Source organism: Paenibacillus glufosinatiresistens (assembly GCF_031470375.1).
Taxonomy (GTDB): domain Bacteria; phylum Bacillota; class Bacilli; order Paenibacillales; family Paenibacillaceae; genus Paenibacillus_AQ; species Paenibacillus_AQ glufosinatiresistens.
Genome location: NZ_JAVFHT010000001.1, coordinates 253340 through 266934 on the forward strand (window position 1 = coordinate 253340; position 13595 = coordinate 266934).

11 protein-coding genes are annotated in these 13595 nt (G+C 58.3%); 8 read left to right on the top strand and 3 right to left on the bottom strand.

What is annotated here, in order from left to right:
- Positions 1-42 precede the first annotated feature (42 nt).
- From RBI05_RS01055 to RBI05_RS01080, 6 genes are all read left to right on the top strand, one after another.
- Positions 43-1578: a lipopolysaccharide biosynthesis protein gene (locus tag RBI05_RS01055; protein WP_310549816.1), complete on the top strand. Its 1536-nt coding sequence runs from the start codon at positions 43-45 to the stop codon at positions 1576-1578.
- Positions 1579-1724: 146 nt separating this feature from the next.
- Entirely contained in the window at positions 1725-2018 is a 294-nt protein-coding gene (locus tag RBI05_RS01060; RefSeq protein WP_310549817.1) for a hypothetical protein, read from the top strand.
- Positions 2019-2196: 178 nt separating this feature from the next.
- Positions 2197-3162: a WD40/YVTN/BNR-like repeat-containing protein gene (locus RBI05_RS01065; protein ID WP_310549818.1), complete on the top strand. Its 966-nt coding sequence runs from the start codon at positions 2197-2199 to the stop codon at positions 3160-3162.
- 174 nt (positions 3163-3336) lie between these two features.
- A complete protein-coding gene (locus RBI05_RS01070; RefSeq protein ID WP_310549819.1) occupies positions 3337-4095 on the top strand; it encodes an NADPH-dependent oxidoreductase in 759 nt (252 codons plus the stop codon).
- A complete protein-coding gene (locus RBI05_RS01075) occupies positions 4092-5003 on the top strand; it encodes a LysR family transcriptional regulator (RefSeq protein ID WP_310549820.1) in 912 nt (303 codons plus the stop codon). Before RBI05_RS01070 ends, RBI05_RS01075 begins: the two co-directional genes overlap by 4 nt.
- A 111-nt stretch (positions 5004-5114) precedes the next feature.
- On the top strand, positions 5115-6263 hold the full coding sequence (locus RBI05_RS01080) for a 5-methyltetrahydropteroyltriglutamate--homocysteine S-methyltransferase (RefSeq protein ID WP_310549821.1): 1149 nt from the start codon (positions 5115-5117) through the stop codon (positions 6261-6263).
- 177 nt (positions 6264-6440) lie between these two features.
- Here the strand turns inward: RBI05_RS01080 and RBI05_RS01085 are convergent, their stop codons facing one another.
- Entirely contained in the window at positions 6441-7454 is a 1014-nt protein-coding gene (locus RBI05_RS01085) for a glycosyltransferase family 2 protein (RefSeq protein ID WP_310549822.1), read from the bottom strand.
- Between the two features lie 409 nt (positions 7455-7863).
- Between RBI05_RS01085 and RBI05_RS01090 the strand changes: the two genes are divergently transcribed.
- On the top strand, positions 7864-9063 hold the full coding sequence (locus RBI05_RS01090; RefSeq protein ID WP_150459203.1) for a saccharopine dehydrogenase family protein: 1200 nt from the start codon (positions 7864-7866) through the stop codon (positions 9061-9063).
- Between the two features lie 10 nt (positions 9064-9073).
- Positions 9074-10213: a carboxynorspermidine decarboxylase gene (gene nspC, locus RBI05_RS01095; RefSeq protein ID WP_150459204.1), complete on the top strand. Its 1140-nt coding sequence runs from the start codon at positions 9074-9076 to the stop codon at positions 10211-10213.
- Between the two features lie 50 nt (positions 10214-10263).
- Here nspC and RBI05_RS01100 read toward each other — a convergent pair whose 3' ends face one another.
- Together RBI05_RS01100 and RBI05_RS01105 are read right to left on the bottom strand one after the other, a co-directional pair.
- Positions 10264-11625, bottom strand: a complete 1362-nt coding sequence (locus RBI05_RS01100; protein WP_150459205.1) for an ABC transporter substrate-binding protein — start codon at positions 11623-11625, stop codon at positions 10264-10266.
- Positions 11622-13487 carry a GGDEF domain-containing protein gene (locus RBI05_RS01105; protein ID WP_150459206.1) on the bottom strand — a complete coding sequence of 622 codons (1866 nt, stop codon included), beginning with the start codon at positions 13485-13487 and terminating at the stop codon, positions 11622-11624. Before RBI05_RS01105 ends, RBI05_RS01100 begins: the two co-directional genes overlap by 4 nt.
- Positions 13488-13595 lie beyond the last annotated feature (108 nt).

A 13595-nucleotide genomic window follows, 5' to 3' on the forward strand; every position in this document is an offset into this window, starting at 1 on the left:
TTTCACACCACGTTTGGAGTACACTTCGAGAGGAGCCGCCTAATGATCGCTAAACGAAGCATGCTGAATATTGGAATCGGACTTTTGAGCCAGGCGGTTACCATTGCGCTCAGTTTTTTTATCCCCCGGCTGATTATGTTGAATTACGGCTCCGAAGCGAACGGTCTGGTAGCTTCCATCACCCAGATCATTGCTTACCTGGCCCTGCTGGAAGCGGGAGTGGGGGCGGCCTCGATCCAGGCGCTCTACCGTCCCATCGGACAGGGAGACCGCTCCAAGATCAATGAGATTCTCGCCGCAACTTCCGTCTATTACAAGAAGACCGGCATTTATTATTTCGTAGCGGTGCTGCTGATTGCCGGCGTCTATCCGTTCGTGGTCCATTCGGGATTCGACGCGGCGACCGTGATGCTGATCGTCTGCCTGAGCGGCCTTGGAGGCGCGGTAAATTATTACCTTCAGGGCAAATTCCGCGTTCTGCTGATAGCCGAAGGCAAGAATTACATCGAATCCTCGGTCGTGACGATTGCCAATGTGGTCAACAGCGCCGTTCGGATTCTGCTGCTGCTTCAGGGTGCGAACATAATTGCCGTACAGGCCGTCTATCTGGTGATTGTGCTGCTTCAGATTGCCGTGTACCGCATCTATATCCGCAGGCATTACCGGTGGATCGATCTCAGCCGGAAGCCGGACTTCGAGGCGATCAGCCAGAAGAATTCGGCGCTGGTCCACGAGTTGTCCTATCTGATCTTCCGCAATACGGATATTATTGTCCTCTCCCTGTTCACCAACCTGAAGGTGGTCAGTCTGTATGTGCTGTACAACATGATCTTCAACGCGGTTGACAATTTGGTGCTCATGCTGAGCGGGAGCGTCCGGTTCGCACTGGGACAGAACTTTTTTGACAACAAGCCGAAATTCATGCGGATCTTCAATCTCTACGAGACGTATTACATGGCGTTCATCTTCGCGACAATCAGCGTGGTGTACGTGATGGTCCTGCCGTTCATGTCGCTCTATACAGCCGGCGTCACCGACCAGAACTACATCGACTACACCCTTCCTCTGCTGTTCGCCGTCTCCAAACTGCTGATCAACGCCCGCAGTCCGGTAGACAGCGTCATTGACGTCGCCGGCCATTTCAAGAACACCCAGGGACGCTCCATTCTGGAATCGGCGATCAATCTCGTCTGTTCCGTCGGCTTTGTGCTGATGTTCGGAATTTACGGAGTCCTGATGGGAACGATTGCGGCACTGCTCTATCGCTCGATCGACATGATTCTGTACGCCAACGGCCGTCTCTTGGAGCGCAGTCCGTGGTTCACGCTGCGAAAATGGGGCATCAACGGCGCCCTGTTCGCCTCCGTCGTCGTGCTGGACCGGCATATAGATCTGCCCGTCCATTCCTACGGCAGCTTCTTCCTGTGGGGAATCTCCGTGGCGGTCGTCCTCTTTCCGGTCTACTTCGCCGCTGTATCGGCTGTGGAGCGGGAGGTCTTTGTTGAGCTGGCCGGTCTGGTCCGCTCGAAGCTGGGCCGGTTCCTTCCGGGAGGCAAAAGAGTGGTTCGGCAGCCTTAGGCCGCCGAAGCCCGCTGCGCGCCGGCATGAGACAAGCCGCCTTTCCGTATAGGGGAGGCGGCTTTGCTTATGCTGCGGCAGAAGTGAAGAGGAGCGCGGCAGTCTGGGTAATGAAAGATAAGAAGACAAGCCGGGAGGAGATCCGCATGAAGAATCCGATCAAGGGATGGACAGACAGCATACAGAGCCTTAAGCAGTCGCTGGACGGCGTGAAACAATCCGCGAACGAGATGAAGGCCAATCTGGATGAGGTGAAGCAGGGCATTCAGGCAACGAAGGATCAGGCTATGGAGCGCAGCGAGTTCGTCCAGGCGGAGTGGAGCCGGGCCAAGGCGTTGATCGAAGAGAGCAAGCTGGCGGTCTCCGAAGCGAAGGAGTCGGCAGCGGCGGAAGCGGAGCTGCTGCTTCACGAGAAACGGCTCGCGAACAAGAGCCTGTAAAGTCGGCGCTTGGGTCAGCCCGGTAGTTTGGGTCAGCCCGGGCGCTTTTGTCAATTCGGCAGCTTTTGTCAGAATCGTAACGAAAGAACAGCGGAAATGTTACTTTCCCCCGCCTGAATTCAGGTAAGCTGATAGGCGCGGGAGGTTACCGCACTTTCATTGCGAAGGAGAGACCAGAATGAAGCGCATACCATCCAAAATAAGCCGGATCTTCGGTGCGGGACTGGCCTCCGTGCTTCTGGCCGCCGGATGCGGCGGCTCGCGGTGGGACTTGGCCGGCCGCGAAGCGCTGGCCGCACCGGGCGCAGCCGCCGGGAAGATCACGGCATTCCGGCAGGGAACGGTGTATGGCTTTGACTCGGCCTCCGCCCGGAGTATCGCTTACGATGCCGGACATGCCTTCCGGCTCGGAAAGGACGGGCAGGTGCTGCTGTCCTATAACCGGGGCCGGTTGGAGGCAGCGGCTCCGCTGCATCTGTTCCCGCCGGGAACAGGAGACGAGGAGCGGCAGAGCGACCAGTCGGGCTTCTACCTCTCGCCGGAGCTGACTGCCATTGCCTACAGCACGGCCAGGGGAGCGGACGGGACAGCGCCGATCCAGGCGCTGATCTCGAATGACGCCGGGAGAACCTGGACGACGAATCGGATTGACGGCAGCCAGGCGGGTTCCCCCCGATTCATCGGATTCCGCAACAGCCGGGAGGGCTGGACGGTAACGACGGCGTTTCAGGGCATGGGACGGGAGGAGCATGCCGTGTATCTGACCTCCGACGGAGGGCGGACTTGGCGGAGAGCCCCCGGGAATATGAACGACGTCTACGCCCGGGTGATGACCGGAGCGGGTTTTGTAAGCCGGACGACCGGATTTGCAGGCTTCCGCTACGAATTTGCGGATTTTCAGCCGGCAATTCTACAGACCCGCGACGGGGGCCGGACCTGGAGCAGGCTTCGCGTGAAGCTGCCCGGCGAGTTCTCCGCGTATGGCCTGACGCCGCTCTCTCCCGTGTTCTTCGGAGCCGAGGGACGATATCCCGTGCTTATGAGCCGGGACGGCGCGAGCGATATTGTCGGAACGCTCACGCTGGTGAGCCATGACTACGGCCGAAGCTGGGCGTATGACGCTGGCCGGGTTCGCTGGAACTAGGCAAGTCCGGAGCCGGCTCAAGAATCTGCCCGGGAACCGGCCCGTCATCTGTCCGGCCATCCGTTCAGGACCGTCCCTCTGGCCGGAGGTGTCCGGCGGATGCTAGAATAGAGGCATACCGCCGGCAGAGTGGATAGAGCCGGACAAATCAAGCAGGGGAGTAGAAATACAGCCATGAATGATACCCTTCGCACGTTATTCAACCACCGATCCCACAAAAGCTTCGCCGACCGCCCCGTATCGGCGGAGACGGTCCGTACCGTGGCGGAAGCGGCCCGTTCGCTGCCGTCCTGGGTCAACGGCCAGCATGTCACCATCATCGAAGTCCGCGACGAAGCGGTCAAAGGGGAGCTGGCCGCGCTGAGCGGGAATCAGGCCCATGTAGCAGCAGCGCCGGTCTTCCTGGTCTTCTGTATGGATCTGGCCCGCGCGGCGTATGCCGCCCGGCAGGAGGGCCAGCCGTTCGAGGCGGACAACGACGCCGACGCGATTCTCGTCGGAGCGACCGATGTCGGCATCCAGCTCGGCGGAGCGGTGGCTGCGGCGGAATCGCTGGGACTCGGCACGATTCCGATCGGTGGCATCCGCCGTCATACGGCCCGGGTGATCGAGCTTCTGGAGCTGCCCCGGCATGTCTTTCCGCTGGTCGGGCTCTGCCTAGGGTACCCGGCCGGGGAGCCGGCGCAGAAGCCGAGACTGCCGCTCGGTCTGGTGCTGCATGAAGGGAAATATCAGGGGATTGACCCGGAGCTGATGGAAGCGTACAACGCCGAGTACCGGACGTATACCCGGGAGCATGAGCGAACGGAGCGGAGCTGGACGGAGATTATCGCTCATTTCTACGGACTCAATCCCCGTTACGGCGATGCGCAGGATACGCTTCGGCGGCAGGGGTACAGCTGGGGCGGCGCCCAAGAGGATGAGCAGCGGTGACCCTGCAGCAGTTAAAATATGTGCTGGAGATTGCCGGCAGCGGCTCCATGAACGAGGCGGCCAAACGGCTGTTCATCTCCCAGCCGAGTCTGTCCAGCGCGGTCCGCGATCTGGAAGAGGAGATCGGGGTCACGATCTTCGAGCGGACGAACAAGGGCATTACGCTCTCGAAGGAAGGAGCGGAATTCCTCGGCTATGCCCGCCAGGTGGTTGAGCAGGCGGAGCTGCTGGAGAGCCGCTATCTGAATGCGAAGCCTTCGCCGCAGCATTTCAGCGTATCCGCGCAGCATTATGCGTTCGCAGTGGAGGCTTTTGTCCACCTGGTCCGGGAATACGGACAAGAGGAGTACGAGCTGGCGCTGCGTGAGACGAAGACGTATGAGATTATTCAGGACGTCAAGACGATGCGCAGCGAGATCGGGGTTCTCTACCTGAACGATTTCAACGAGAAGGTCGTCGGGAAGCTGCTGAAGGAGGCCGGACTTCAGTTCACGAGCCTGTTCACGGCGCAGCCGCATATATTCATCAGCATCTACAATCCGCTCGCCCGGCAGGACCGGGTGACCATTGACCAGCTTCAGGCCTACCCTTACCTGAGCTTCGAGCAGGGAGAATACAATTCGTTTCATTTTGCCGAAGAGATTCTGAGTACGCTGTCCCACCCCAAAAGCATTGTCGTCAACGACCGCGCGACGCTCTTCAATCTGTTGATCGGGTTGAACGGCTACACGATTTCGACCGGCGTGTTGAGCCGGGATCTGAACGGCAACGAGATTATCCCGGTACCGCTGGAATGCGACGAGACGATTCGCGTGGGCTGGATCAGCCACCGGAAGGTTCCGCTCTCCAGGCTTGCCGAGGCCTATGTCGAAGGACTGAAGAAGGCTACAGCGGCCGGTATAGTCTAAAGCTATAACCAGCTATAGAAATTGGACGTTACCGGCTCTTCTGCGGAATGTGCTATCTTTCTTGTAACGCAAGGCAAGGCAAGAGATACCATCCCGGAGGAGACGATAGCGATGAGCACAGTGACGAACGGAACAACACGGCGGACCCGTACCCCATACCGGCATGATATGGTCGGCAGCTTCCTGCGGCCGCAGGCGCTGAAGGACGCCAGAGAGAAATGGGCCCGGGGAGAGATCCCGGCTGAAGAACTGCGCGCGGTGGAAGATGCGGAGATTATCCGCCTGGTCGAGAAGCAGAAGAGCGTTGGCCTGAAGGCGGTGACGGACGGCGAGTTCCGGCGTTCCTGGTGGCACCTGGATTTCATGTGGGGGCTGGACGGCGTAGTAAAGGCGGAGAGCGGGCAGGGCTACCTGTTCCACGGAATCGAGACGCGGGCGGAGACGGCCCGTCTCACCGGCCGCATCCGGTTCACGGCGGATCATCCGTTCCTGGATCATTACCGGTTCCTGCACCGTCTGGCAGGGGATGACGCGGTTGCCCGGCAGACGCTGCCTGCGCCGGCGCAATTCCTGGCGGAGCTGCAGCGTCCGGAGAACGCCGCCTCCACGGCGGCGGTGTATGCCGATGCCGATCGTCTGCTTACGGATATCGCCGCGGCTTACCGGGAGGCGATTCTCGCCTTCTACGAAGCCGGCTGCCGGAGCATCCAGCTGGATGACTGCACCTGGGGCATGCTGTGCGACGCGGGCTTCCGCGAGACGCTGGAACGCAGCGGAGGTTCTGCGGAAGACGCTGCGGCAGCCTATGCCCGCGTCAACCGGGAAGCTATCCGGGGATTGCCCGAGGATCTGGCGGTAACGACGCATGTGTGCCGCGGCAACTATGCCTCAGCCTGGGCTTCTTCCGGCGGCTACGAGCCGGTAGCCGATACGCTGTTCGGCATGGAGGAATACGACGGCTACTATCTGGAGTTCGATACGGACCGTTCGGGCGGATTCGCCCCGCTGTCCGCCCTCGGAGACCGCCAGGTGGTGCTGGGTCTGATTTCCTCGAAGGATGGGGAACTGGAAGACAAGGACGCGATTGTCGGCCGGGTCCGGGAAGCTGCCCGGATCGTCGGCCTGGACCATATCTGCTTAAGCCCGCAGTGCGGCTTCGCCTCCACGGAGGAAGGCAACCTGCTGACGGAGGAGCAGCAGTGGCGGAAGCTTGAGCTGATCAAGGAAATCGCCGACGAGCTGTGGACGGATGAACCATAAGCCTGAAGTCTGAACCGGCAGGGCAAGAGACGGCCTGGCCTTGCTCCGAATGTTCCATAGACAAACAGCCAGACCAAGAGCCGCCCGGAAGAGAAGCTTCCGGGCGGCTCTTGCTTGCTTGTCTTTAGGGAAGAAACGGGGAGAGGGTTTAGGAGACCTCGGCGGAAGCCGGAAGGTCTACTTGCCCGTTTTGCGAAGGAAGGTAAAGTTGCTGTACATATAATGATAGAAGGACTTGTTCGTGGCGATGAGCAGTGCAAAGGCCTTGGCGCGGAGGTCGATATTGCGGGCCGAGACGATGACGCCCAGATTCCGGCGGATAAACGCTTCTACTTCCTTAGCCGAGCTGCTCTGGTCGGGAAGAAGCTTCTCGCGCAGCAGATAATTATAGAGATCCATGCCTTCGCTGACGATAATGTTGATGGATGCATTCCAGACGGAAGGGGAGATGATGTTCCGGTACTGCTTCAGAAGCGTATCGTGCCGTTCGTTGACGGCGTAGAACTTCTGGCGCAGCTTCCGCACGCTGCTGTTCCCGGTAATGCTGTTTCCCCGCTTCACGTAGTAATAGAGAGGACGGTCTACGAGCGCCACCCGGGATGCCTTGATGAAGAGCTGGTAGACGGTGAGGATGTCTTCGTAATCAATGCCTACCGGATAGCGGACGCCGTCAAAGAGCTCGCGCTTGAACAGCTTATCCCAGGCGTAGCTCTTGATCCGCTGGTCGAGGATGATCTCGGTAACGGCTTCGACATTGCCCAGTACGGCATCGCCTCCGAATGTGTTGATCCGCTCGGCCCGGCCGTCCTCTTCCGAGTAGTGGCAGCAGACGGCGATATCGGCGTTCTGTTCGGTGACGGCGCGGTGAAGCTGCTCCAGCATATCGGGGGCGATCCAGTCGTCGGAGTCGATGAACGCGATATACCGGCCGACCGCGATGTCCAGGCCGAAGTTGCGGGCGTCGGAGAGGCCGCCGTTGGGTTTGTGCAGCGCTTTGATGCGGCTGTCCCGCTCCGCATAGGCGTCGCAGATGGCGGGACAGTTATCCGGAGATCCGTCGTCAACCAAGATCAGCTCGAAATTCGCGAACGTCTGTCCCAGAATGGATTCGACGCACTTCTCCAGATAATCCTCCACTTTATAGCAAGGAACGATGATGCTGATTTCCGGACGCGGCACGATGGTCTTCACCCTTTCGCTTCAGTTTCTGATACCCCAAATAATAGGGAAGGGCCGGAGAAAGGTCAATGCACTTTCAGAAAACACGGCAAAAATGGCTCGAACGTAGTAGAGATCCCTACTCTTGAAGTGGCAGCGGAGTGCCGGATTAGATGTAGAAATCCGTTTATTTCGTGAAGAAACGGGTATAGCTAAATCGAACACTCTCTATGGCCGTTTAGAGTGTTAAAGCATGGAAAACGCAGGATTACGGTGGATTTTGGAGAATTCCAGAGAAAACCCAGAGTCCCTTTCAACTTTTTGCGGAATTCGTCGATTTTTATTGATTATTTACGGCCATTTCTGTATAATCAGCGTTGTCGTTTTCAGGACGGGGTACCCCTCCGGGGCTTGCCCACAAAACTTTGAGGAGGTCATCATTTTGGGAAAAGCGTTAATTATCGGCGCCGGCGGCGTGGCTAGCGTTGTGGTCCATAAGTGCGTGCAGAACCCCGACGTGTTCGAGGAAATCTGCATTGCCAGCCGTACGGTCGAGAAATGCGAAGCTTTGAAGAACAAACTGGACGGAGGCCGCACCAAGATCAGTACGGCCAAGCTGGACGCCGATAATACGGACGAGGTCATTGCTCTGATCGAGCGCTTCCGTCCGGACGTCGTGATCAACGTCGCGCTTCCGTACCAGGATCTGACCATCATGGACGCATGCCTTGCGACCAAGACTCATTATCTGGACACGGCCAACTACGAGCCGCCGGAGACGGCCAAGTTCGAATACAGCTGGCAGTGGGCCTATAAGAAGAAATTCGAGGAAGCCGGCATCATGGCCCTGCTGGGCTGCGGCTTCGATCCGGGTGTAACCGGCGTCTTCTCGGCTTATGCCGTGAAGCATTATTTTGACGAGATTCATACGATTGACATCGTTGACGCGAATGCCGGCGACCACGGTTACCCGTTCGCTACGAACTTCAATCCGGAGATCAACATCCGCGAAATTACGGCCAACGGCCGCTACTACGAGAACGGCGAATGGATCGAGACGCCTCCGCTGTCGGAGAAGAAGGTGTACGATCTGCCGGAGATCGGTCCGAAGGATATTTATCTGCTGTATCATGAAGAGCTGGAGTCTCTGGCTAAGAACATTCCGGGCATCAAGAAGATCCGTTTCTGGATGACGTTCTCCCAGAATTATCTGACTCACCTGAAGGTGCTGGAGAATGTCGGCATGACTTCCATCGAACCGATTGTCTTCGAGGGCAAGGAGATTATTCCGCTCCAGTTCCTCAAGGCGGTACTCCCGGACCCGGCCTCGCTCGGACCGAGAACCAAAGGCAAGACCAATATCGGCATCATCGCCCAGGGAACGAAGAACGGCGAGCCGAAGACCTACTATGTCTACAATGTCTGCGATCACCAGGAATGCTACCGTGAAGTCGGCTCCCAGGCCATCTCCTACACGACAGGCGTTCCGGCGATGATCGGCGCCATGCTGATGATCCAGGGGGAATGGATGAAGCCGGGCGTGTACAATGTTGAAGAGATGGACCCGGACCCGTTCATGGACCAGCTCAACAAGCAGGGATTGCCTTGGCAGGAAGATTTCTCGCCGACGCTGCTCGACTAGGAACCGCTTCATGAAGCCGATTGATTTCAGCGCGGTTCCCTCGCCGAGCTATGTGGTTGACGAACGTCTCTTAATTCAGAATCTGGAGATTCTGAATTCGGTGCAGGAACGCACCGGCGCCCGGATTCTGCTTGCCCAGAAGGGATTCTCCATGCATTACCTGTATCCCCTTGTCGGGAAGTATCTGAAGGGCGTGACCTCCAGCTCCCTGTTCGAAGCGCGGCTCGGCTACGAGAAGATGGGCAAGGAGACCCATGTCTATGCGCCGGCCTATGTGGATTCCGAATTCGACGAGATCATGAAGTACAGCGATCATATTGTCTTCAATTCGTTCTCGCAATGGCGCCGGTTCAAGGACCGCGTGCAGAGCGCGCCGAAGAAGATCAGCTGCGGCATTCGCATCAATCCGGAATATTCCGAGATTGAAATTCCGCTCTATGATCCCTGCTACAACAACTCGCGGATGGGCACGACGCTGGAGAACTTCCGTCCCGATGAGCTGGACGGCATCGACGGCTTGCATTTCCATACAATGTGCGAGCAGAATTCCGACACGCTGGAGCGGACGCTCCGGGTAGTGGAGGAGAAATTCGGACCGTATCTCCACGGGATGAGATGGCTCAACTTCGGGGGCGGCCATCATATTACGCGTCCCGATTACGATCTGGATACGCTGTGCCGCTCCATCACTCATATGAAGGAGACGTACAACGTCGAGATCTACCTGGAGCCGGGCGAAGCGGTGGCGCTGAACGCCGGCTACCTGGTAGCGACGGTGCTCGATACGATGAAGAACGGGATGGACCTTGCCATTCTGGATACGTCCGCCGAATGCCATATGCCCGATGTGCTGGCCATGCCGTACCGGCCGAATATTATCGGCTCCGGTCAGCCGGGCGAGTTCCCGCACACTTACCGTCTCGGGGGTCTGACCTGCCTGGCGGGCGACATCATCGGGGACTATTCGTTCCCCGAGCCGCTGAAGCCCGGCGACCGGCTTGTGTTCACCGATATGGCGATCTACAGCATGGTCAAGAACCATATGTTCAACGGCGTCAACCTGCCTTCCATCGTCAGCTACAACGACGAGGAGGGTCCGCGGGTGGTGCGGAGCTTTGGTTTTGAGGATTTTGCCGGGCGGCTGTCCTGAGACTGCCTTGTCCGTGATCTGTATATGTTAAAGAAGCAGCCAGCCAAGAGTCATTCTTGGCTGACTGCTTCTTTGCGTTCTGCCGGGGATTCGGCCGCCGCGCTCTGCCGGGAGGCGGCATCCAGGCGCATCAGCAGGCTGGTGCGGTCCTGCTCGGTCTGCGTCTCGAAGCGCTCTCCGATATCCTGCCACTGCTGCTTGGCGGGAAGATCCGATTCGACGGCCTCCCGGACCGAGTCTTCCCACAGAGCATTCACGTTGCGGTCCAGTGGTGTCGGAGTCAGATGAGTCAGATGCGGAAGATCGGCCAGAATCATCGACAGCGTATTCTGTCCGCCGAGATAAGGATCGGCTTGGCCCTTGTCCCCCAGATTGACAATTCGTTTGAGATACTGGGCGGCCAGGTCTTTATGGGCGCTCTGCTTGGTGATGGCCGCCACTGCTCCGCCGCTCGTCCCGTAGAGCCCCAGAGGAAGGCGGGTTGCCCGCCATTTGCCGCTCTGCTCCGGGACCCAGCTCTTCAAGTCATTGCTTCCCCATTGGCCGGTAACATACATCGCGAGCTTGCCGCTCCGCAGCGCTTCCTGGCCCCATTGGTCCCAGACGGTGGCTCCGAGGGCGAGTTCCTCCTGCTTGACGGAACGGGCCGTATTCAGAGCGTCGATGAAGCCGGCGCCATCGCGGTTGAATTCCAGGTTCTCACTGAACATACTCGCGGAAGCGGCGGCGATATCCAGCGGATCGCTATTCTTCTGAAAGATATAGATACCCTGCCGCTTCAAGGTTCTTGCCATGCTTAGCCATCCTTCGGGAGTGCGGAGAAGGGCGGCGACCTGGCCGGGTTCCGACGGCAGCCCGCTGCTGCGAAGCAGGTCTTCGCGGTAGAAGGTCAAGGCTTCGCCATAGCTGGCCGGAACAGCGATTAACCGGCGGCGGTCGAAGCTGGTCAGCATCGGGAGCAGGTTATCGGGAATGCCTGTGATTACCGAAGCCAGGCCAAGCGCCGGATCGTTCAGATCCACGAAGACGTCCAGTCCGTTGAACTCGCCCAGAATCCCGCTGTCCAGAATCATAATGTCGGGGACGCTGTCCGAGGACAAAGCAGCCATATAAGCGGAAGAGACGTTGTTATAATCAATGACCCGGGTCTCCAGCCGGACATCGGGATACCGGGATTGGAACAGACTGTTGGAGCCGCTCATATCGTAGTAGGACCAGACGACCAGCTTCTGCGAGCGTGAGGCGTCCCCGGCGGAATCCGACGCCCGGGCACTGACCGGAAGCTTCTCCGCCGGATACTCGTTAAGTCCCGGATAACGCCCGGAACAGGCCGTCAGCAGCAGGAGGGCTGCAACCAAAAGAGCGCCCAGGAGACGCCGGATGAAGCGGTGCATACCGCGCGGGGTTGTCATTCACTCTCCTCCTTCTCGCGGATCTTGGCGTACCATACAAAACGGCTGCCGCCCAGCTGTTTGGCCCGGTACATCGCCTGATCCGCCAGCTGAACCAACCGTCCGGGGTCTCCGGTATCGGCCGGACTGACCGCGATGCCGATGCTGGTTCCAAGCGGCAGATCCGCATCCTTGAAGCGGACCGGTGCCCGGAACCCGTCCAGGATCGCCTGGGCGGCCGCTTCGGTCTGGAGCAGCGGGGCATTCTCCAGAACCGCGACGAATTCATCGCCGGCGATCCGGCAGACAAAGCCTGTCCGGCAGGCTTCGCGCAGCACACGGGCGGCATGGATCAAGACGGCGTCGCCCGCATCGTGGCCATACGTGTCATTGATGTGCTTGAAGCGGTCGAGATCCAGGAACAGCAGCGTCAGTTCGGGAACCGACTGCGCAGGCAGATCCCGGAGACTGTTGAGATACTGGGTGAAATAGAGGCGGTTCGGCAGACCCGTAAGCGGGTCGGAGAACGCCATCTGCCGGAATTGGCCTTCCGACTGCTGCAGCTTGGCAGTCTGTTCTTGCAGAAGCTTGTTCATATGCTCCCTTTCCCTCAGCATGTCGCCCAGTTCAACCGACATTTCATTAAAATTATCCGTCAGCCGGTTGAATTCAACAATTCGTCCCTTGGAAATGACATGGGTGTCGCCCCCCTGCGACAATCTGGCGGGAAGGCCGCTGGTGGCTTCGACGAGCCCGTTCATGACGCGCTGAATCATTCGGCCGAGGAACAGATTTCCCATCAAGACGAGCAGAATGAAGAGCAGCGAGAAGCCCAGAATGAGGGAGTAGATCGACTTGACGTCGGATAAATACTCATGGGCCGGCACAATGACGAGAATATGCAGGGAGCTGCGGATTTCCACCGGATCATCCAGGTAATAAAGCGCTTTATTCCAGCGGGACAATTCATACAGACTGTTGTCCGGCGATAAGGCAAGCCATAGCTTGTCGTTATACCGGTAGTATTGTCCGTCCGGCCATTCCCATCGTTCTTCGGCGGATGCCTGCCGGGTGTCTGCATAAATATACCCCGTCTCATCCAGAATCAGAATCCGCGCGCTGCCGGATTGCTTGGCCAGCACAAGCTGCTCCAGTCTTCCGGCTTGGAGGTCGGCATGAAGACGGAGCATCCGGTCATCCTCCAGCGTCCATTCATTCAGATCGTCCCGGATGCCGCTGCTAAGGGAATGCGAGAACTGATAGGCCCGCTGATGCATCGTCCGGTCGAGATATTGGCCGGTAATGACCAGAATCAGGATAAAGGCTCCGAGCATGCCGGTGGCCGACAAATGGAAGAGCAGGGATTGAAACGGAATATCCCCGCGGCGAGGTTCGGCCTTCTGCGGCACAAAGTCGGGCAGCAGATAAGTCGTCGCCAGTTCAGACAGCAGGGTGTTGGCCATTCCGTTCAGAACCGGAAGCGTAGTGAGCAGCACCATGTCGGTCAGAGAGACCTGACCTTCCGCATAAGCCATCACATAAAGGAGCGGCGCGCCGATCAGAATCCAGAAGATCAGATCGCGCAGCAGCATCCGGTCCCGCATCCTTCCTCTATGCAGGGCGAGGAAGAGGATTTCCAGGAAATACAGCGTATGAAAAGCGGTACCATCCCAAAAAAGCCACTGAACAGTCAGAACCGTCAGCGAGATCAGGATACCGTGCCGGCGGCCCAGCAGCCGGATGGCCAGAATGGGGAACAGACTCTGGAATGAGAATTGAAGGCTGGCCAGCATGGGGACGGAATACCTTCCCGAGAGCAGCGCCAGAAACAATAGAACCAAGCCGAGCAGCGGGTTGGCGAATCGGGATTGAGCAGCTTTCATCGTTGACCTCTATTCCGGCAGTAATTAGGTAATCGTCTTCTTTATCTATTTCGGTATAACAGACGCATGTTGTTAGCGTAAATGTGCATTTTCGACATAAAAAACAAG